19 protein-coding genes are annotated in these 20,357 nt (G+C 60.0%); 9 read left to right on the forward strand and 10 right to left on the reverse strand.

Features of this window, described 5'->3' with window-relative positions; genetic code table 11:
• Window positions 1–19: 19 nt before the first annotated feature.
• Window positions 20–1,495, reverse strand: coding sequence for an ATP-dependent RNA helicase RhlB (gene rhlB, locus HU742_RS04855; RefSeq protein WP_186638402.1), 1,476 nt, complete (start codon window positions 1,493–1,495; stop codon window positions 20–22).
• A 98-nt stretch (window positions 1,496–1,593) separates the two neighbouring features.
• Window positions 1,594–2,250: an alpha/beta hydrolase gene (locus HU742_RS04860; protein ID WP_186643551.1), complete on the reverse strand. Its 657-nt coding sequence runs from the start codon at window positions 2,248–2,250 to the stop codon at window positions 1,594–1,596.
• A gap of 470 nt (window positions 2,251–2,720) precedes the next feature.
• On the opposite strand from HU742_RS04860, the gene HU742_RS04865 reads away from it, so the two are divergent.
• From HU742_RS04865 to HU742_RS04880, 4 genes are all read left to right on the forward strand, one after another.
• Window positions 2,721–3,752 (forward strand): amino acid ABC transporter substrate-binding protein, encoded by a 1,032-nt coding sequence (locus HU742_RS04865; RefSeq protein ID WP_186643552.1) that lies wholly within the window; start codon window positions 2,721–2,723, stop codon window positions 3,750–3,752.
• 65 nt (window positions 3,753–3,817) lie between these two features.
• Window positions 3,818–4,999 (forward strand): amino acid ABC transporter permease, encoded by a 1,182-nt coding sequence (locus HU742_RS04870; protein WP_186643553.1) that lies wholly within the window; start codon window positions 3,818–3,820, stop codon window positions 4,997–4,999.
• 10 nt (window positions 5,000–5,009) lie between these two features.
• The gene (locus tag HU742_RS04875; RefSeq protein ID WP_186610952.1) at window positions 5,010–6,107 is read left to right on the forward strand and encodes an amino acid ABC transporter permease; all 1,098 of its coding nucleotides are present in this window, start codon (window positions 5,010–5,012) and stop codon (window positions 6,105–6,107) included.
• Window positions 6,108–6,117: 10 nt separating this feature from the next.
• Entirely contained in the window at window positions 6,118–6,882 is a 765-nt protein-coding gene (locus HU742_RS04880) for an amino acid ABC transporter ATP-binding protein (protein WP_003178331.1), read from the forward strand.
• A gap of 58 nt (window positions 6,883–6,940) precedes the next feature.
• Here the strand turns inward: HU742_RS04880 and HU742_RS04885 are convergent, their stop codons facing one another.
• Together HU742_RS04885 and HU742_RS04890 are read right to left on the reverse strand one after the other, a co-directional pair.
• Window positions 6,941–7,429 (reverse strand): type II toxin-antitoxin system MqsA family antitoxin, encoded by a 489-nt coding sequence (locus HU742_RS04885; protein WP_186643554.1) that lies wholly within the window; start codon window positions 7,427–7,429, stop codon window positions 6,941–6,943.
• The gene (locus HU742_RS04890) at window positions 7,426–7,737 is read right to left on the reverse strand and encodes a type II toxin-antitoxin system MqsR family toxin (protein WP_186643555.1); all 312 of its coding nucleotides are present in this window, start codon (window positions 7,735–7,737) and stop codon (window positions 7,426–7,428) included. The genes HU742_RS04885 and HU742_RS04890 overlap by 4 nt, the downstream gene beginning before the upstream one ends.
• A 348-nt stretch (window positions 7,738–8,085) precedes the next feature.
• Here HU742_RS04890 and HU742_RS04895 point away from each other — a divergent pair, with 348 nt between their 5' ends.
• The 4 genes from HU742_RS04895 (at window position 8,086) to HU742_RS04910 (ending at window position 11,327) form a co-directional block, all read left to right on the forward strand.
• Window positions 8,086–9,390, forward strand: a complete 1,305-nt coding sequence (locus HU742_RS04895) for a CynX/NimT family MFS transporter (protein ID WP_186643556.1) — start codon at window positions 8,086–8,088, stop codon at window positions 9,388–9,390.
• 85 nt (window positions 9,391–9,475) lie between these two features.
• Window positions 9,476–9,946: a nuclear transport factor 2 family protein gene (locus HU742_RS04900; RefSeq protein ID WP_186643557.1), complete on the forward strand. Its 471-nt coding sequence runs from the start codon at window positions 9,476–9,478 to the stop codon at window positions 9,944–9,946.
• Between the two features lie 39 nt (window positions 9,947–9,985).
• The gene (locus tag HU742_RS04905; protein ID WP_186640861.1) at window positions 9,986–10,309 is read left to right on the forward strand and encodes a GIY-YIG nuclease family protein; all 324 of its coding nucleotides are present in this window, start codon (window positions 9,986–9,988) and stop codon (window positions 10,307–10,309) included.
• Between the two features lie 79 nt (window positions 10,310–10,388).
• Window positions 10,389–11,327: a glutathione S-transferase family protein gene (locus HU742_RS04910; protein WP_186643558.1), complete on the forward strand. Its 939-nt coding sequence runs from the start codon at window positions 10,389–10,391 to the stop codon at window positions 11,325–11,327.
• 716 nt (window positions 11,328–12,043) lie between these two features.
• Here HU742_RS04910 and yejK read toward each other — a convergent pair.
• Entirely contained in the window at window positions 12,044–13,048 is a 1,005-nt protein-coding gene (yejK, locus tag HU742_RS04920) for a nucleoid-associated protein YejK (protein ID WP_186643560.1), read from the reverse strand.
• Window positions 13,049–13,443: 395 nt separating this feature from the next.
• Here yejK and HU742_RS04925 point away from each other — a divergent pair, with 395 nt between their 5' ends.
• Entirely contained in the window at window positions 13,444–13,725 is a 282-nt protein-coding gene (locus tag HU742_RS04925; RefSeq protein ID WP_186640872.1) for an HU family DNA-binding protein, read from the forward strand.
• 81 nt (window positions 13,726–13,806) lie between these two features.
• On the opposite strand, the gene rlmF is transcribed toward HU742_RS04925, so the two are convergent.
• From rlmF to HU742_RS04950, 5 genes are all read right to left on the reverse strand, one after another.
• Window positions 13,807–14,832 carry a 23S rRNA (adenine(1618)-N(6))-methyltransferase RlmF gene (gene rlmF / locus HU742_RS04930; RefSeq protein WP_186643561.1) on the reverse strand — a complete coding sequence of 342 codons (1,026 nt, stop codon included), beginning with the start codon at window positions 14,830–14,832 and terminating at the stop codon, window positions 13,807–13,809.
• A gap of 163 nt (window positions 14,833–14,995) precedes the next feature.
• The gene (locus tag HU742_RS04935; protein WP_186643562.1) at window positions 14,996–17,842 is read right to left on the reverse strand and encodes a valine--tRNA ligase; all 2,847 of its coding nucleotides are present in this window, start codon (window positions 17,840–17,842) and stop codon (window positions 14,996–14,998) included.
• 149 nt (window positions 17,843–17,991) lie between these two features.
• Window positions 17,992–18,357 carry a DNA polymerase III subunit chi gene (locus HU742_RS04940; RefSeq protein ID WP_186643563.1) on the reverse strand — a complete coding sequence of 122 codons (366 nt, stop codon included), beginning with the start codon at window positions 18,355–18,357 and terminating at the stop codon, window positions 17,992–17,994.
• 8 nt (window positions 18,358–18,365) lie between these two features.
• Window positions 18,366–18,794, reverse strand: coding sequence for a DNA polymerase III subunit chi (locus tag HU742_RS04945; protein WP_135847032.1), 429 nt, complete (start codon window positions 18,792–18,794; stop codon window positions 18,366–18,368).
• Between the two features lie 57 nt (window positions 18,795–18,851).
• Window positions 18,852–20,342, reverse strand: coding sequence for a leucyl aminopeptidase (locus HU742_RS04950; RefSeq protein WP_186640881.1), 1,491 nt, complete (start codon window positions 20,340–20,342; stop codon window positions 18,852–18,854).
• Window positions 20,343–20,357: the final 15 nt, after the last annotated feature.

A 20,357-nucleotide genomic window follows, 5' to 3' on the forward strand; every position in this document is an offset into this window, starting at 1 on the left:
GACCCATCACTTCAAATAATCAAGAGTGCTTGCGCTCAACCGGCCGCAACAAATGCGTCGGCGGGGTTTCGCAATTGATCTTTTTCCCCAGCAACGCCTCGATCGACGGCAACTGGTAGGAATCATCCTCGCCGGCGAAGCTGATCGAAACCCCGGCGGCCCCGGCACGACCGGTACGGCCGATACGGTGCACGTAATCGTCCGGTACTTCCGGCAGGGTGAAGTTGATAACGTGGCTGATGCCGTCGATGTGGATGCCGCGCCCGGCCACGTCGGTGGCGACCAGCACGCGGATCTTGCCTTCACGGAAACCTTCGAGCGTCTTGATGCGCTTGTGCTGCGGCACATCGCCCGACAGTTGCGCGGCGTTGACGCCGTCGCGCACCAGGCGTTCTTCGATGCGGCGCACTTCGTCCTTGCGGTTGGCGAATACCATCACCCGCTCCCAACCGTTGTCGTTGACCAGGTTGTAGAGCAGCTTGTACTTGTCGGCACCGGCGACTGCGTAGATGTGTTGCTCGACGTTTTCGCTGGCGACGTTCAGCGCCTCGATCTCGACAATGGACGGGTCGGTGGTCCATTGCTTGGCCAGGTTCATCACATCTTCGGTGAACGTGGCAGAGAACAGCAGCGTCTGGCGTTCGCTCTTTGGCGGCGTCTGGCGAATGATCTGACGCACCTGCGGGATGAAGCCCATGTCGAGCATGCGGTCGGCTTCGTCCAACACCATCACTTCGACCATGTCCAAGTGCACGTCGCCGCGCTGGTTGAAATCCAGCAGGCGGCCCGGTGTTGCGACGAGGATGTCGCAGTGGCGGGCTTCGAGATGCTTGAGCTGCTTGTCGAAGTCCATGCCGCCGACGAACGTCATCACGTTCAGGCCGGTGTATTTGGTCAGGTCGGCGGCGTCCTTGGCGATCTGCACCACCAGCTCGCGGGTCGGCGCGATGATCAACGCCCGTGGCTCGCCCATGTAGCGTTCCTTGGGCGGCGGCGTCTGGAGCAGTTGGGTGATGATGGAAATGAGGAATGCCGCGGTCTTGCCGGTGCCGGTCTGGGCACGGCCGATGGCGTCTTTGCCGGCCAGGGTGAAACCCAGCACCTGCGCCTGGATGGGCGTGCAATACGGGAAACCCAAGTCGTGGATGGCGTGCATCAGTTCCGGGGCCAGTTTGAAATCGTGGAAACGGGTCTTGCCTTCCTGGGGCTCTACGGCGAAATCATCGAGCTTCCAGGCGACAACCGGCGGTTTCGGTGCGCGTTCGCGGCGCGGCTTGGCGGCTTCGGGTGGCCGTTCCGGTGCAGGGGAAACGTCAGGCTCGGTGGCGGCAGCGGGCGCCGACGCTTTTTTATCGCTGGCAACCGGCGCGGCGCGGCGCGGCTGCTGGGGTGCTTCGGTACGGCTCGGGCCGTGGACCGGCGCGCTGGTGCCAGGCGCGAGCTGCTCGGCCTCGCTTTTACCGAACATCTTCTTGAGTGCTTTGAGCACGGTCATCTCATCGATTGGTTAAGGAATGTACGCCGGCCAGTGTAATGCAAGAAACGGGCGCGGCGTAGTGTGATCGTCAAAGGACCGGCGTGGCGATTGGCCGCTTAGCGCAACCGCTCGGCCAGCCAGTTACCGATGTCGCGGATCTCCTCGGGTAACACTTCGTGGCCCATTGGGTATTCCTGCCATGTCACGGTGACACCATGCTGCTTCAAATATTCTTTCGCGGTTCGCCCCATCGGGTTGAGTACCACTTCGTCGTACTGTCCGTGCAGCGCCAGTACCGGAACGCGTTGCTGGCTGGCAGACAACTGCAGTTCTTCGCTGAACGTTGGCGCGTACGTGGACAATGCGATCACGCCGCCCAGTGGCCCCTGCCATTTGACGAATGCCGTGTGATAAACCACCGCGCCGCCTTGGGAGAAACCCGCCAGGAAGATCCGCGAGGCGTCTATTCCGCTGGCTCGCTGGGTTTCCATCAGCTCGATGACCCGTTGCGAGGAGGCTTCCAGTTGCTGCTCGTCGATGGCCCGGGCCGGGCTCAAGGCACGGATGTCGTACCAACTGGGCATGGCGTAGCCACCGTTGATCGTGACCGGCTGCGTCGGTGCCTGGGGCAGGACGAACCGCGTGGTCAGCAAACTTTGCTGCAACATTTCGGCGACCGGCATGAAGTCGTAGCGATCGGCGCCCAGGCCGTGGAGCCAGATAACGCACGCGTCGGCGGTGCTGAAGGGCTCGATAATCAAGGGGTCGGTCATGGTGTGCTCCAAAAATGTGCGGGCGCGCTCAATCAGTGCGTGATTACGGTGCGGGCCTGGTGCCTCAGTTAATTAGATGTCGCAATGCTACAACTTTTTGTCTTGACGTGTTTAGTAAGGGGCAAGCGCAGCGGTGTGGTACGGGCTTTGCTATGGGGAAGCCTGAGTGATGATTCTTACGCTGCGCGGTAACACTATCAGCTCGACGCGACGCATGGGATATCAGAATCCGGTGATGGATGTTCGCCAATAGCCGCTACGGGCTTCGCGAACGTGAAGGGCTACAGCCCGTTCGGCCGATTGGTGAGAAGTGAGTAAGGCGCTGTTTATAGGCGCTCTCATGATTAGACTCATAGCGAAGGCCCAGACGTCGGTTGACCCTAAAAAAAGCCAACAAGGGTCGGCAATGCCTCAAAAGGGTGCGACAGGGCTCAAGCTCCGACACAACAAGAGCAAAACTGGAGGTTTGAATGAAGTTACTGAAATCCACCCTGGCAGTCGTGACTGCAGCAGCAGTTCTCGGCGCCAGTGGGTTCGCTCAGGCGGGTGCAACCCTGGATGCCGTGCAGAAGAAAGGCTTTGTACAGTGCGGTGTGAGCGATGGTTTGCCGGGTTTCTCGGTACCTGATGCCTCCGGCAAGATCCTCGGCATCGACGCTGACTTCTGCCGCGCCGTGGCCGCCGCCGTATTTGGCGACGCCAACAAGGTGAAATTCAGCCAGTTGAACGCCAAGGAGCGCTTCACCGCGCTGCAGTCCGGCGAAATCGACATCCTGTCGCGCAACACCACCATGACCAGTTCCCGCGATGCCGGCATGGGCTTGGTGTTCCCTGGCTTCATTACCTACTACGACGGCATCGGCTTCCTGGTAAACAACAAGCTGGGCGTCAAGAGCGCCAAGGAACTGGACGGTGCGACCATCTGCATCCAGGCCGGTACCACCACTGAGCTGAACGTTTCCGACTACTTCCGCGGTAATGGCCTGAAGTACACCCCCATCACTTTCGACACCTCCGATGAAAGCGCCAAGTCGCTGGAATCCGGTCGCTGCGATGTGCTGACCTCCGACAAGTCCCAGCTGTTCGCCCAGCGCAGCAAGCTGGCTTCGCCGAAGGACTACGTAGTTCTGCCGGAAACCATTTCCAAGGAGCCACTGGGCCCAGTCGTGCGTAATGGCGATGAAGAGTGGTCGAAAATCGTGCGCTGGACTGGCTACGCCTTGCTCAACGCGGAAGAAGCCGGCGTCACTTCGAAGAACGTCGAAGCTGAAGCCAAGTCCACCAAGAACCCGGACGTCGCTCGTATGCTCGGCGCTGACGGCGAATACGGCAAAGACCTGAAGCTGCCGAAAGATTGGGTTGTTCAGATCGTCAAGCAAGTCGGCAACTACAGCGAAATCTTCGAGCGCAACCTCGGCAAGGGCACCCCGCTGGAAATCGATCGCGGCCTGAACGCTCTGTGGAACGCAGGCGGCATTCAATACGCACCACCAGTGCGCTGATGGTTCTATCACCCGGTGGGCCAACCACCGGGTGATGTTCTGTTCCATTCTTTGCGGGGCACTTCATGCAAAATTCAATCGGCGCACCTAAGCAGAGGCTCAGCCTCAGCGATCCACGAGTGCGTGCGTGGGTATTTCAGATCGTCACTATCGTGGCGGTTGTTTCCCTGGGCTGGTTTCTGTTCGATAACACGCAAACCAACCTTGAGCACCGGGGTATTACCTCCGGCTTCAGCTTTCTGGAGCGCAGTGCCGGTTTCGGCATCGCTCAAACCCTGATCGACTACACCGAAGCGGACAGCTATGCCCGCGTCTTCGTCATCGGGTTGCTCAACACATTGCTGGTGACGTTCATCGGCGTGATCCTGGCGACGATCCTCGGCTTCATTGTCGGCGTGGCCCGGCTGTCGAAAAACTGGATCATCGCCAAAGTGGCGACGGTGTACGTGGAAGTCTTCCGCAACATCCCACCACTGCTGCAGATCCTGTTCTGGTACTTCGCGGTCTTCCTGACCATGCCTGGGCCGCGCGCCGCCCACAGTTTCGCTGATACCTTCTTTGTCAGCAGCCGGGGCCTGAACATGCCCGCGGCGTTGATGGCCGAAGGGTTCTGGCCGTTCGCGGTCAGCGTGGTGCTGGCGATTGTCGCCATCGTGCTGATGACCCGCTGGGCCAACAAGCGTTTCGAAGCGACCGGTGAACCGTTCCATAAGTTCTGGGTCGGCCTGGCGCTGTTCCTGGTGATCCCGGCACTCTGCGCCGCGATCTTCGGTGCTCCTGTGCATTGGGAAATGCCGGAACTCAAGGGCTTCAACTTCGTGGGTGGCTGGGTACTGATTCCTGAGCTGCTGGCTTTGACCCTCGCCTTGACCGTATACACCGCGGCGTTCATCGCCGAAATCGTCCGTTCGGGGATCAAGTCGGTCAGCCATGGCCAGACCGAGGCGGCTCACTCGCTGGGCCTGCGCAACGGTCCGACCTTGCGCAAGGTGATCATCCCGCAAGCCCTGCGCGTGATCATCCCGCCGCTGACCAGCCAATACTTGAACCTGGCGAAGAACTCTTCCCTGGCGGCCGGTATCGGTTACCCGGAAATGGTTTCGCTGTTTGCCGGCACGGTGTTGAACCAGACCGGCCAGGCCATCGAGGTGATCGCGATCACCATGAGTGTGTACCTGGCGATCAGTATCAGCATTTCCTTGCTGATGAACTGGTACAACAAGCGCATTGCGCTGATCGAGCGGTGAGGAAACGCGCATGACATCCCATACTTTCAAACCTGATATGCCGCCACCGAGCAAAGTGTTCGGGCCGATGGCATGGATGCGCGCGAACATGTTCTCCAGCTGGCTCAATACGCTGCTGACCCTGTTTGCGTTCTACCTGATCTACCTGGTGGTCCCACCGATTCTCAGCTGGGCGATTCTCGATGCCAACTGGGTCGGCACCACTCAAGCCGACTGCACCAAGGAGGGCGCCTGCTGGGTGTTCATCCAGCAGCGTTTTGGCCAGTTCATGTACGGCTATTACCCAGCGGACCTGCGCTGGCGCGTGGACCTGACCGTGTGGCTGGCCGTGATCGGCGTGGCGCCGCTGTTCATCTCGCGCTTCCCGCGCAAGGCGATCTACGGCCTGAGTTTCCTGGTGCTGTATCCGATCATCGCCTGGTGCCTGCTGCACGGCGGCGTGTTCGGCCTGGCCACCGTGGCGACCAGCCAATGGGGCGGCCTGATGCTGACCCTGGTGATTGCCACCGTTGGTATCGCCGGCGCCTTGCCGCTGGGCATCGTCCTGGCCCTGGGCCGGCGCTCGAACATGCCGGCGATCCGCGTGGTCTGCGTGACCTTCATCGAGTTCTGGCGCGGTGTGCCGTTGATCACGGTGCTGTTCATGTCGTCGGTGATGCTGCCGTTGTTCCTGCCTGAAGGCATGAACTTCGACAAGCTGCTGCGGGCACTGATCGGCGTGATCCTGTTCCAGTCGGCCTATGTGGCCGAAGTGGTGCGTGGCGGTCTGCAAGCGATTCCGAAGGGGCAATACGAAGCGGCCGCGGCGATGGGCCTGGGCTACTGGCGCAGCATGGGCCTGGTGATCCTTCCGCAGGCGCTGAAGATGGTGATCCCGGGGATCGTCAACACCTTTATTGCGCTGTTCAAGGACACCAGCCTGGTGATCATCATCGGCCTGTTCGACCTGCTCAACAGCGTGAAACAAGCTGCCGCCGACCCGAAATGGCTGGGCATGGCCACTGAAGGCTATGTGTTTGCCGCCCTGGTGTTCTGGATTTTCTGTTTTGGTATGTCCCGCTATTCCATGCATTTGGAACGCAAGCTGGACACTGGCCACAAGCGTTAGGAGTTGACTCATGAGTGAAGCGATCAAACAGCCTGTGAGCCCTGAAGGCATTATTCAGATGCAGGGCGTGAACAAGTGGTACGGCCAGTTCCACGTGTTGAAAGACATCAACCTGAACGTCAAGCAGGGCGAGCGTATCGTCCTGTGCGGCCCGTCGGGTTCCGGCAAGTCGACGACCATCCGCTGCCTCAACCGTCTGGAAGAACACCAGCAGGGCCGCATCGTGGTCGACGGCGTGGAACTGACCAACGACCTCAAGCAGATCGAAGCGATCCGTCGTGAAGTCGGCATGGTGTTCCAGCACTTCAACCTGTTCCCGCACCTGACCATCCTGCAGAACTGCACCCTGGCGCCGATGTGGGTGCGCAAGATGCCCAAGCGCAAGGCCGAGGAAATCGCCATGCATTACCTGGAGCGCGTACGCATTCCAGAGCAGGCGCACAAGTACCCGGGCCAGCTCTCCGGCGGTCAGCAACAGCGCGTGGCCATCGCCCGTGCCCTGTGCATGAAGCCGAAAATCATGCTGTTCGACGAACCGACTTCGGCACTCGACCCCGAGATGGTGAAAGAGGTGCTGGACACCATGATCGGCCTGGCCGAAGACGGCATGACCATGCTCTGCGTGACCCACGAAATGGGCTTCGCTCGCACCGTGGCCAACCGCGTGATCTTCATGGACAAAGGTGAAATCGTCGAACAGGCCGCGCCGAACGACTTCTTCGACAACCCGCAGAATGATCGCACCAAGTTGTTCCTGAGCCAGATCTTGCATTGATCCAGTCTTAGGCAGTGAAAATAGACCCGGACTTGTCCGGGTTTGTTTTTTCTGGGAGTCAGGGTGTCAGGACGATTTCCTGCTCCGGATGGCAGATAGCTAACAACTGCTTCAAATCGGTGCCCTCGCTCAGTGCGCGTACCTCAGCCATCAAATGTGGATGACGATCAAGCAGACGCATCAGCATGAACAGTGGTTGCGGTGGGGCGATTTCGCCCCGCTCGTAACGGGAAAAGGCGTTGTGTCCGCCGCCAGACAGCAGCTTCACCGCGTCTTTCTGCGTGAGCTGCAGTTTGCGGCGGATGCGTTTCATCTCTGTCCCTATCGCCTGGGCGTAATCTTCGAGCAACTGATCGCTCACGCGGGAATAACGTTCCGCGCTGTCGGTGTCGTGATCAAATTCGATCTCACCACAGCTCCTGCACTCCCATCCAGCGATGTCGTGCACCTGCCGTGCTACCTGCTTGTAGTCGATGGTAAAGCTGCGGCCCTCAAAGTGTTGCATTGCGTCTTGGGTACCGCAGTTGACACATTGCTGCGTTTTCATTGGTCTTTCTCCTTGAAGGAGACTACCGGATGGCCACCGCCAGGGCGGTAGGTCACCTTGATGTAAATCTCCCGATCCTGAAATGCTGTGTGATAAACGTCCTGCCAGACTCGATGATCGGCATAGGTCGTCATCGACTTGTGCAACATCCTGTACTCCAGCGAGGCAATGATTCGCAGCATCCTTGCAGTGCTTAACGACATTCTTCGACCGCCTTCCTGAGCGCTCAGTGTGAATGCCTTGCTCCCCAGCCTGAGTACTTTTGCCTTGACCACTGCCAGGTCGTAGTGGGGTGTGCTCTTTTCCATAGAACTGTTTGCCCTGTTCTTGAAATTACCCTTAAAGGGTAATTTTTACCAATCGAAAATTTCACTCCTTTTCCCTCCCATTGACCTTAGGTGGTTGCCGTCCTACAAGAAGCTGACTAACCTGTCAGAAAATTCGACCCATGCTGCCAGCCCCTGCGCTCAGCGAACGTTAACGCTACTTCTCCTGCGTCATCGGCGCAGTTGCGCCAGAGCCTCAAACTTGTCCTCGCCATCACCCTGTATTCGATCTGCACATCGAATCCTCGACGCTGTGGAACGACAGGTTCGGCAATGAGCCAAGGTCCTTTGCCGCCAGTTGATCAATGAACCCTGAACCCAGAGCTTTCCATGTACCGCGATCCGCTTGACCTCACCCCTGCGACGCCGAACAAGCGCGCCGCCGAACTCGAAGAATTGTTGATCGACGCCGAAGCCGACGATGAGCAAACCCAGCAGCGCCATCCGTTGGTGCGCCGGCCCTGGCTGCTGTTGCTTGGGTTGATCCTGGTGGCACTGAACCTGCGTCCGGCGCTGTCGAGCATGGCGCCGTTGCTCAGCGAGGTTTCAAAAAGCCTCGGTCTGTCGGCGGCCCAGGCCGGTCTGCTGACGACGCTGCCGGTGCTTTGCCTGGGGCTGTTTGCGCCGTTGGCGCCGGTGCTGGCTCGGCGCTTCGGTGCCGAGCGCGTGGTGCTGGGGATCTTGCTGACGTTGGCCGGGGGGATCGTGCTGCGCAGTTCATTCGGCCAGTTCGGGCTGTTCGCCGGCAGCGTCCTGGCCGGTGCGAGCATCGGCGTGATCGGCGTGCTGTTGCCGGGCATCGTCAAGCGCGACTTCGCCAAACAGGCCGGCGCCATGACCGGTGTCTACACCATGGCGCTGTGCCTGGGCGCCGCGATGGCGGCCGGTTCGACGGTGCCTTTGAGCGAGCGCTTGGGCGACAGCTGGTCGCTGGGCCTGGGTTTCTGGATGATTCCGGCGCTGGCGGCGGCGGTGTTCTGGCTGCCACAAGTGGGACAGAAGCACGGCGCGCACCAGGCGGCTTATCGGGTTCGCGGTTTGCTGCGTGATCCACTGGCCTGGCAGGTAACGCTGTATATGGGGCTGCAGTCTTCCCTGGCCTACATCGTATTTGGCTGGTTGCCCTCGATTCTCATCGGCCGTGGACTGACGCCGACCCAGGCCGGCCTGGTGCTGTCCGGTTCCGTGCTCGTGCAGTTGATCAGCTCCCTGGCGGCGCCGTGGCTGGCCACGCGTGGCAAGGATCAACGGCTGGCCATTGTCATCGTCATGGTCATGGCCCTGGGCGGCCTGTTCGGTTGCCTCTATGCGCCCCTTGACGGTCTGTGGGGCTGGGCAATCCTGCTGGGGTTGGGTCAGGGTGCGACGTTCAGCCTGGCGCTCACGCTGATCGTGTTGCGTTCGCGGGATGCACATGTGGCGGCGAACCTTTCCAGCATGGCCCAGGGCTTCGGCTACACGCTGGCGTCACTGGGGCCGTTCGCGGTGGGCGTGGTCCACGACTGGACCGGCGGCTGGAATGCTCTGGGTTGGATCTTCGGCCTGATTGGCCTGGGAGCGATCATTGCCGGCGTCGGTGCCGGACGGGCATTGTACGTGGGCGTCGTCAGCGAAAGGGTCGACGATCTTCACTGATGTCATTTCCATGGCGAATGACGATAGTCTTCCTCGCGCAGGCAGATTATCGTGCCGGTTACTGAAATCTTTTCGGAGCCCTTCCATGAGTGACACCCACAACGCCCTGGTGACCCGCTTCTATGAGGCGTTCCAGCGCCTGGACGCCGAAGCCATGAGCGCCTGCTACACCGACGACGTGGTGTTCAGCGATCCAGCGTTCGGCGAACTGCGCGGGCGTGATGCCGGTGACATGTGGCGCATGTTGACGACCCGGGCCAAGGATTTTTCCCTGACCTTCGATAACGTGCGCAGCGATGAGCGTACCGGTGGTGCGCACTGGGTGGCGACGTACCTGTTCAGTCAGACCGGCAATACCGTCGTCAACGATATCCAGGCGCGTTTCGTGTTTCGCGACGGCAAGATTTGCGAGCATCACGACAGTTTCGATTTGTGGCGCTGGTCCCGCCAGGCGTTGGGTACCAAGGGCCTGCTGCTGGGCTGGACGCCGCTGGTGCGCAACGCCGTCAGGGCCCAGGCGCTCAAGGGGCTGCGGGCATTCCAGGCCAGTCGCTGATAAGATCGCGGCTTGTTCTGTGCATCTGTTGAATATCTTGTGACGACCGCCGACCTTTCTCCCGATCTGCCTGCACAAGCCCCCGTCGAAGCGGACAAGCCCTGGTTCGTCTACCTTGTGCGGGCTGCCAATGGCTCGCTGTACTGCGGCATCAGCGATGACCCGGCGCGGCGCTTCGCCAAGCATCAAAGCGGCAAGGGCGCGCGCTTCTTCCTGTCCAGCCCGGCAGTGGCCCTGGTGTATACCGAGGCCTGTCGCGACAAGGGCGAGGCCCTGCGCCAGGAGCGGCTGATCAAAAAGCTCAGGAAAAGCGCCAAGGAGTGCCTGGTGGCCAGTGCGCTGGCGCTTCATCAGCCGGGCTGATAGGCCTTTATCAGGCCGGTAGGCTGTCCCGGCGAGGCGCGCTAAGCTGCAAGACTTCATTCCTGCAGTGGCGAATCCCATGTCAGAGCTGATTCTTCATCATTACCCGACGTCTCCTTTCGCGGAAAAAGCCCGACTGTTGCTGGGTTTCAAGGGCTTGTCCTGGCGTTCGGTGAGCATCCCGCCAATGATGCCCAAGCCTGACCTGACGGCGCTGACGGGCGGTTATCGCAAGACCCCGGTATTGCAGATTGGCGCGGACATCTATTGCGATACGTCGCTGATGGCCCGCCGGCTGGAGCAGGAAAAAGCCTCGCCGGCACTGTTTCCCGAAGGTCGGGAAATGATCGCCGCGTCCTTTGCCGCCTGGGCCGATTCAGTGGTGTTCCAGCACGCGGTGAGCCTGGTGTTCCAGCCTGAATCGGTGGCGGTGCGTTTCGCCAAGCTATCGCCCGAAGCGATCAAGGCGTTCATCAGCGACCGCGCCGGGCTGTTCAGCGGCGGCACGACCACGCGCTTGGCTACCGAGCAGGCCAAGCACCAATGGCCGACGATCATGGCTCGACTCGAACAGCAGCTGTTGCGCGAAGAGGGCGACTTCCTGTTGGGTGATCCGTCGATTGCCGACTTTGCCATGGCTCATCCACTGTGGTTTCTCAAGGGCACGCCAGTCACTTCACCGTTGGTGGATGAGTACCCAGCAGTATCGTCGTGGCTCGCGCGGGTATTGGGTTTTGGCCATGGCGCGTCGAGCCAGATGAGTTCCGAAGAAGCCTTGGAGGTTGCCCGCAACGCTACGCCGGCAGCGCTGCCGGACGAGTCATTCAACGAACCGAATGGGTTCACGGCAGGGCAACAGGTGACCATTGCGGCGACGGACTATGGTGTCGATCCGGTGGCCGGGGAGTTGGTGTTTGCCGGTAGCGAGGAATTGATTCTGCGTCGCGAAGATGAGCGTGGCGGGGTGGTGCATGTGCACTTTCCAAGGATAGGTTTCAAATTTCTTGCGAAAGCGTGAAGGTTGGTTAGATTACGAGGGGTTGCCCTTGTTTCTAAGGGCAACGCTGGATATTTATTGTTCAAAGATAGAACATGAAGTCTTTGGCATACCCAGATGAGTCCTTAGGAGTCCTGCAAATGCCTCCGATCACTAACACCGCGCCAGAATTTTGGTGGCTTGCCTGAGTGAGATCTAAGGAAGTGGAAAAATTTCCACCTGCATCGCAAATAGCGGTTCCCAGAGTGGCGTCGGTGTTGGTTTCCCAAATGGTTACTGAACTGTTTGGGTGAGCCGTACCAGTGACGACGTAAGGAGGGTTTCCGCTACTATCTAGTGCGGCGCTAATAAAGACGGGGGCTTGAAGAGTCATTGTTTTCTCCGATTGCTCTGGATTTTAATATTAAGAGGCCTGAAGTTCCTCTTAGTATTAGGTTACGCAGTAGCTTGAAGAGGGAGTACTGTCAGAGTTAACAGTTTTTTATGATGGTTCGCGATTAAATTCTATGTTTTAGCAGTTTAAAGGTTGCTCAGATCTATCACCACATGCCATCGGTCGTCGTGCAATGATTGTATGATCTTCTGCCCCTAAGGACTGCCCTAGCTGAAAATCCGTATTAGGTCGTCGAGCGTCGTATTGCTAAAAATACCCCGCTCATGCCTCGATGTCGGGGTCGAACAATAAAGAGTAAGTCGTGTAGCAGTTATCGCCCCAGCACTACGTTGGCAAAAAACGCTCAGTTGCGCCGCTTGAGCTGATCAGTCAGCGAAGTCGGCAAGCCCTTGATGATCAAGGTGCCGGCTTCCTCGTCATACTCGATCTTGGAGCCCAGCAAGTGCGCTTCGAAGCTGATGGACAAGCCTTCGGCGCGGCCGGTGAAGCGGCGGAACTGGTTGAGGGTGCGCTTATCCGCGGGGATTTCCGGCGACAACCCGTAGTCCTTGTTGCGGATGTGGTCGTAGAAGGCTTTCGGGCGATCTTCGTCGATCAGCTCGGACAGTTCTGCCAGCCCCATCGGCTCGCCGAGCTTGGCCTGGCTGCTGGCGTAATCCACCAAGGTCTTGGTTTTTTCCCGGGCGTCGTCTTCGGGCAGGTCTTCGCTTTCGACGAAATCACTGAATGCCTTGAGCAGGGTGCGAGTCTCGCCAGGGCCGTCGACGCCTTCCTGGCAGCCGATGAAGTCACGGAAATACTCCGAGACTTTCTTGCCGTTCTTGCCCTTGATGAACGAAATGTATTGTTTGGACTGCTTGTTGTTCTGCCACTCCGACACGTTGATGCGCGCCGCCAGGTGCAATTGGCCCAGGTCCAGGTGACGGGACGGCGTGACATCCAGTTCGTCGGTCACCGCCACGCCTTCGCTGTGGTGCAGCAGGGCGATGGCCAGGTAATCGGTCATGCCCTGTTGGTAATGCGCGAACAACACGTGGCCGCCCACCGACAGGTTGGACTCTTCCATCAGTTTTTGCAGGTGTTCCACCGACACGCGACTGAACGCGGTGAAATCCTTGCCGCCGTCCAGGTACTCCTTCAGCCAGCCGCTGAACGGATGCGCCCCGGACTCGGCATGGAAAAAACCCCAGGCCTTGCCTTGTTTGGCGTTATAGCTCTCATTGAGATCGGCGAGCATGTGTTCGATGGCGGTGGACTCGGCCAGTTCCGAGTCACGGGCATGGAGCACAGCAGGGCTGCCGTCGGGTTTTTTGTCGATCAGGTGGACGATGCAATGACGGATCGGCATGGTTTTCTCGGCTGACAAAAGAGAGGAGGGCGTGCTCCCCGAAAAAGGGCCCAGTGTACCGCAAACACTGGTTTTGGGAGGCGCCGAAGGTTCTTTCAGACCCGTCCGACACTCACAGAGCATTTTTTTACCGATTTAGCGCAATAAAGCTGACCAAATGGGTAGGTAGAGGCGGATATTTCACAGGCGTTGTGCTAGTTTTGCCCGGTCTTACGCGAAGTCTCTGCGTTAAGCGTGCATTCAGCATTTGTCAGGTCGAACCAAACCCGGATTTCGGCATCTATTACCCCGATCCGTCGTGGTGATGACCGAGGGTGGCTGATCAGATAGATCGGGCTCGATGGCTGACACTGCACTCTGCAATCCATATGAATTTGATAGGGAAGGAACACTACATGGCTCTTACTAAAGACCAACTGATCGCTGATTTGGCTGAATCTGTAGACGCACCAAAAGCTACCGTGCGTGCTCTGCTGGACCAACTGGGCCAAGTCGTTGCTGATCAGCTGGAAAACGGCGGCGAAATCACCCTGCCAGGTGTTGGCAAGCTGAAAGTCACCGAGCGTCCTGCCCGTACCGGTCGCAACCCTTCGACTGGCGCAGCCATCGAAATCCCGGCCAAGAAAGTGATCAAGCTGGTTGTGGCTAAAGGCCTGACCGACGCGGTCAACAAGTAAGATCGCTTTAATAAAAAACCGTGCCGCGGAGTGATCCGGGCACGGTTTTTTGTTGCCTTGGATAAAGTGGTCTGTGGCGCGTTAACCAAGGTCCTTGCGGACCCAGCGGGCCTTACGCCATGCCTGCTGTTGCGCCTCGTCCTGGAAAGTCCAAGCCACGAAGCGGCTTTGCTTCTGGCCTTGGGACATTTCCACCACCTGGCTGTGCAGCGCCCCGGCCTTCTTCAGCGCGGATTGAATCGCCGGCAGGTTCGAGGCTTTCGACACCAGCGTGCTGAACCACAGCACTTGCCCGGCCACTTGTACGCTCTCACTGATCAGTTGGGTCACGAAGCGCACTTCCCCACCCTCGCACCACAACTCCGCCGCCTGTCCGCCAAAATTCAGCACCGGCAACTTGCGTTTCGGGTCCGCCTTGCCCAGCGCACGCCATTTGCGCTGGCTGCCTTTGGTGGCTTCCTCCAGGGATGCATGGAACGGTGGGTTGCACATCGTCAGGTCGAACCGTTCGCCGTCTTCCAAAAGACCCAGCAGGATCTGCTTGCGGTTGGTTTGCTGGCGCAGTTGGATGGCCTTGTTCAAGCCATTGGATTGAACGATGGCCTTGGCTGAAGCAATCGCCGTCGGGTCGATCTCAGAGCCGAGGAAGTGCCAGCGGTAATCGCTGTGGCCGATCAGCGGATAAACACAGTTGGCGCCGGTGCCGACGTCCAGCACCTTGACCGCCGCCCCACGAGGGATCTCGCCGCCGTTATGGCTGGCGAGCAGATCGGCGAGGAAGTGCACATAGTCCGCACGGCCGGGTACCGGCGGGCACAGGTAGTCGGCGGGGATATCCCAATGGGCAATGCCATAGAAAGATTTGAGCAGCGCCCGGTTGAACACCCGCACGGCTTCGGGGCTGGCGAAGTCGATGCTTTCCTTGCCGTAGGGATTGATGATCACGAATTTGGCCAGTTCGGGCGTCGACTTGATCAGCGCGGGGAAGTCATAGCGGCCCTGATGGCGATTTCGTGGATGCAGGCTGGCCTTTTCCCGTGGCGCCGTGGCTTCGGTGGCGGGCTTGGATTTTGGGCGGGCAGGTTTGGGAGAGCGGGGGGCGGTCATGGCGGGTCGATTCGGGGCTGGCTCAAAAAGTGGCAGGCATTGTCCCACATCCAGCCTGGTCGTGATGACTGCGAGGTTTAAATGTGGGAACGATACGGTAGGGAAAGTGACAGGCAGAAAAAAGGAGGCCTCCAGGGCCTCCTTCTTCCGTTGCGCGTCGCCGTTACAAGCTGGCAATTCGCGCGTGCTGCTCGCCCAATTTGCCCAGGGCCTGCTCAGCCTCGGCCAGTTTGGCTCGTTCCTTCTCGATGACATCAGCCGGAGCCTTGTCAACGAAGCCGGCGTTGGACAGCTTGCCGCCGACGCGTTGGACTTCGCCTTTGAGGCGCAGGATTTCCTTGTCCAGGCGCGCCAGTTCGGCGGCCTTGTCGATCAAGCCAGCCATCGGCACCAGCACTTCCATCTCGCCGACCAGAGCGGTGGCGGACAGCGGTGCTTCCTCGCCAGCCGCCAGCACGGTCACCGATTCGAGCTTCGCCAGTTTCTTGAGCAGCGCCTCGTTTTCGTTGAGACGACGCAGGTCTTCGGCGTTGGCGTTCTTCAAGAACAGGGTCAGCGGCTTGCCTGGGCCGATGTTCATTTCGGCGCGGATGTTGCGCAGGCCGAGCATGAAGGTCTTGAGCCACTCGATGTCGTCTTCGGCCGCCGGATCGATGCGGCTTTCGTTGGCCACCGGCCAAGGTTGCAACATGATCGTCTTGCCTTGGGCACCGGCCAACGGTGCGACGCGTTGCCAGATTTCCTCGGTGATGAACGGCATGAACGGATGCGCCAGGCGCAGCGCCACTTCCAATACGCGAACCAGGGTGCGACGGGTGCCGCGCTGGCGTTCAACCGGCGCGTTCTCGTCCCACAGCACGGGCTTGGACAGTTCCAGGTACCAGTCGCAGTACTGGTTCCAGATGAACTCGTAAAGCGCTTGTGCCGCCAGGTCGAAACGGAACTGATCCAGCTGACGGGTCACTTCGGCTTCGGTGCGTTGCAGCTGGGAAATGATCCAGCGATCGGCCAAGGTCAGTTCAACGGCTTCGCCGTTCTGGCCACAGTCTTCGCCCTTGTCCAACACGTAGCGCGCGGCGTTCCAGATCTTGTTGCAGAAGTTGCGATAGCCCTCGACGCGGCCCATGTCGAACTTGATGTCGCGACCGGTGGACGCCAGCGAGCAGAAGGTGAAGCGCAGGGCATCGGTGCCATAGCTGGCGATGCCGTCGGCGAACTCTTCGCGGGTGGCCTTTTCGATCTTCTTCGCCAGTTTCGGCTGCATCAGGCCTGAAGTGCGTTTTTGCACCAGGGTTTCCAAGTCGATGCCGTCGATGATGTCCAGCGGATCCAGGACGTTGCCCTTGGACTTGGACATCTTCTGGCCCTGGCCGTCGCGCACCAGGCCGTGGACGTACACGGTCTTGAACGGTACCTGCGGCGTGCCGTCTTCGTTTTTGACCAAGTGCATGGTCAGCATGATCATCCGGGCGACCCAGAAGAAAATGATGTCGAAGCCGGTGACCAATACATCGGTGGAGTGGAATTTCTTCAGGAATTCGGTCTGCTGCGGCCAGCCCAAGGTCGAGAACGTCCACAAGCCGGAGCTGAACCAGGTATCGAGAACGTCGTTGTCCTGTTGCAGCGCAACGTCCGGGCCCAGGTTGTGCTTGGCGCGGACTTCGGCTTCATCGCGGCCGACATAAACCTTGCCCGACTCGTCGTACCAGGCCGGGATGCGATGGCCCCACCACAGCTGACGGCTGATGCACCAATCCTGGATGTCGCGCATCCACGAGAAGTACATGTTTTCGTATTGCTTGGGCACGAATTGGATGCGGCCGTCTTCCACGGCGGCAATCGCCGGCTCGGCCAACGGTTTGGTGGACACGTACCATTGGTCGGTCAACCACGGCTCGATGATGGTGCCGGAACGGTCACCTTTCGGCACTTTCAGGGCGTGATCGTCGACGCTGACCAGCAGGCCGACGGCATCAAATGCGGCAACAATCTGCTTGCGCGCTTCAAAGCGGTCCAGGCCGGCGTATTCGGCCGGGATCTGGCCGTCAATGCTTTCATTCAGCGTGCCGTCGAGGTTGAAGGCCTGGGCGGCCGGCAAGATATTGGCGTTCTTGTCAAAGATGTTCAGCAGCGGCAGGTTGTGGCGCTTGCCGACTTCGTAGTCGTTGAAATCGTGGGCCGGGGTGATTTTCACGCAGCCAGTGCCGAATTCAGGGTCGCAGTAATCGTCGCCGATGATCGGGATGCGACGGCCAACCAGGGGTAATTCGACAAACTTGCCGATCAGGGCCTGGTAGCGCTCATCGTTCGGGTTCACCGCCACGGCGGAGTCGCCCAGCATGGTTTCCGGACGGGTGGTGGCAACGATCAGGTAATCCTTGCCTTCGGCGGTCTTGGCGCCGTCGGCCAATGGGTACTTCAGGTTCCACAGGAAACCTTTCTCGTCGTGGTTCTCCACTTCGAGGTCGGAAATGGCCGTGTGCAACTTGGTGTCCCAGTTGACCAGGCGCTTGCCGCGATAGATCAGTCCGTCTTCGTGCAGGCGCACGAAGGCTTCCTTGACCGCTTCCGAAAGGCCGTCATCCATGGTGAAGCGCTCGCGGCTCCAATCCACGGACGAGCCGAGGCGACGGATCTGGCGGCTGATGTTGCCGCCGGACTCGTCTTTCCACTCCCAGACTTTCTCGAGGAATTTTTCGCGACCCAGGTCATGGCGATTCTGGCCTTGGGCTTCGAGGCGGCGCTCCACCAGCATCTGCGTGGCGATACCGGCGTGGTCGGTGCCCGGCTGCCACAAGGTGTTGCGACCTTGCATGCGGCGGAAACGGATCAGGGCGTCCATGATCGCATTGTTGAAGCCGTGGCCCATGTGCAGGCTGCCGGTGACGTTCGGCGGCGGGATCATGATGGTGTAGGAATCGCCCGCGCCTTGCGGAGCGAAATAATTCTCGGACTCCCAGGTGTTGTACCAGGAAGTTTCAATGGCGTGCGGCTGGTAGGTCTTATCCATGCGCGGCGGGACCCTATTGGCATTCATTCAGGAAAAGCCGGGAAGTATAGCGGGGCGAAGGACGCAGGGCGAGCCAGTACGCAGCGAGTGCGTATTTACAGGCGCAGCAAATCCCTCGCCACAAAAGCAACCGCAACCGGGTTGCCGGGTTATTCGTACTGGCTCAACAACCGCTCCATCCGCGCATCCAGCCGGCGCTTGATCTCGGTCTCGATGTGCGGGGCGAAATCGTCGATCACGTCTTGCAGGATCAATTGCGCGGCCGCGCGCAATTCGCGGTCCAGGTGCAGCAGGGCATCCGGGCCTTTGGGCTCGGCCTGGGGCGCTGGCTTGGGTTCGGGCTGTCCATTGATCGGATCGAACAGCAGTGGGATCTGTTCGTCGTGCACTGGCTCATGCTCGACCGTATCGGTCAGCAGCGGTGGTTGCAGGTTGTCGTCACCGAGCAGTTGGCGGATCGACTCGAGGTCGTCCAGCAGGTGCGTGGGCTTTTGTGGCGATTTTGGAGTGTCCATCGTAGGGCTCAGAGTCGCTGTAAACGGTGGTCTTGCAGAGGATAGCCCTGTTCGCGGTAGAAGCGGAAACTCTCCCGCGCGGCTTGTCGGATGGCCGGGTCTTCCACCACCACTTCCGCCACGCGGGCGAAGCGCTGGGCGAAGGCCGGCACTTTCAGGTCGAGGTTGACCAGCAGGTCCTGATGCTGACCGCAGTCATCCCCCAGGCCCAGCACGATCAAGCCTTCAGGTTCGCTTTCGGCCGGGCCATGGGGCACGAAGCTCTCGCCTTTGAACGCCCAAAGGCGCGCATCGAGGTCCTCGCGCTGGGCAGCATCGCTGCAATGCAGGTAGATGCGATGGCCCATGCGCCAGGCCTTTTCAGTGAGCTTGCAGGCGAAATCCAGCCGCGCCGACGGATCGGCGCTGGGCAGGATATAGAAATCGACTTTGGTCATTGCGGTTCCTGATTCCCGATGCGCCACCTGAAGGCGACGCACCGGTGATCATTGGTGTCAGGCCTTGGCGCGGTCCAGCAGGTACTGGGTCAACAGGGGCACCGGACGACCGGTGGCGCCCTTGTCCTTGCCGCCGCTGGTCCAGGCCGTGCCGGCGATGTCCAGGTGCGCCCAGTTCAGGTTCTTGGTGAAGCGCGACAGGAAGCACGCCGCGGTGATGGTCCCGGCTTTCGGGCCACCGATGTTGGCGATGTCGGCGAACGGGCTGTCCAGTTGTTCCTGGTATTCGTCGAACAGCGGCAATTGCCAGGCACGGTCGTCGGCTTGCTGGCCGGCGCTGAGCAGTTGGCCGATCAACTCGTCGTTGTTGCCCAGCAGGCCCGAGGTATGGGCGCCGAGGGCGACGACGCAGGCACCGGTCAGCGTGGCGATGTCGATCACCGCTTGTGGCTTGAAGCGCTCGGAGTAGGTGAGGGCGTCGCACAGCACCAGACGGCCTTCGGCGTCAGTGTTGAGGATTTCGACGGTCTGGCCGCTCATGGTGGTGACGATGTCGCCCGGACGCGAGGCCGTGCCGCTGGGCATGTTCTCGGCGCAGGCCAGGATGCACACCAGGTTGATCGGCAGTTGCAGTTCGAGCACGGCGCGCAGGGTGCCGAACACGCTCGCGGCGCCGCCCATGTCGTACTTCATTTCATCCATGCCGGCGCCCGGCTTGAGGCTGATGCCGCCGGTGTCGAAGGTAATGCCCTTGCCGACCAGTGCGTAAGGCTTCTCGGATTTCTTGCCGCCGTTGTATTGCATGACGATCAGGCGTGGCGGCTGGGCGCTGCCCTGGCCGACGGCATAGAACGAACCCATGCCCAGGTCCTTGATCTTCTTCTCATCGAAGACTTCGACCTTGAGGCCCTTGAATTCCTTGCCCAGCGCCTTGGCCTGTTCGCCCATGAAGGTCGGATGGCAGATATTCGGTGGCAGGTTGCCCAGGTCGCGAGTGAAGGCCATGCCATTGGCGATTGCGGTGGCGTGGGTCACGGCGCGCTGGACTTCAGCCTGGGCGGCCTTGATGGTCAGCAGGGTGATTTTCTTCAGGGCGCGGGGTTCGGCTTTCTGGCTCTTGAATTGGTCGAACTGGTATTCACCATCCACCAGGGTTTCGGCCAACAGGCGGTTCTTGCCGTAGCTGTCGCGGCCCTTGACCACCAGTTCGTCCAATGCCAATGCGGCATCGCCGCCGCCCAGGCTTTTGAGGGTGCCGAGCACGCCGGCGATGATCTTGCGGAACGGCCGGTCGCCCAGCTCAGCGTCCTTGCCCACGCCCACCAGCAGCACGCGTTCGGCCTTGAGGTTGGGCAGGCTGTGCAGCAACAGGCTCTGGCCGACCTTGCCAGCCAGGTCTCCGCGCTTGAGCACGGCGCTGATGGCGCCGCCGCTCAGGGCGTCGAGCTGGGTGGCGACTACGCCAAGCTTGCGGTTTTCACCAACGGCAACCACCAGCGTGGCAGTCTTCAACGTTTCTGGGCTGACGCTTTTTACAACCAGTTCCATGTCCGGATCCCTGAG

Source organism: Pseudomonas marvdashtae, from assembly GCF_014268655.2.
GTDB classification, from domain to species: domain Bacteria; phylum Pseudomonadota; class Gammaproteobacteria; order Pseudomonadales; family Pseudomonadaceae; genus Aquipseudomonas; species Aquipseudomonas marvdashtae.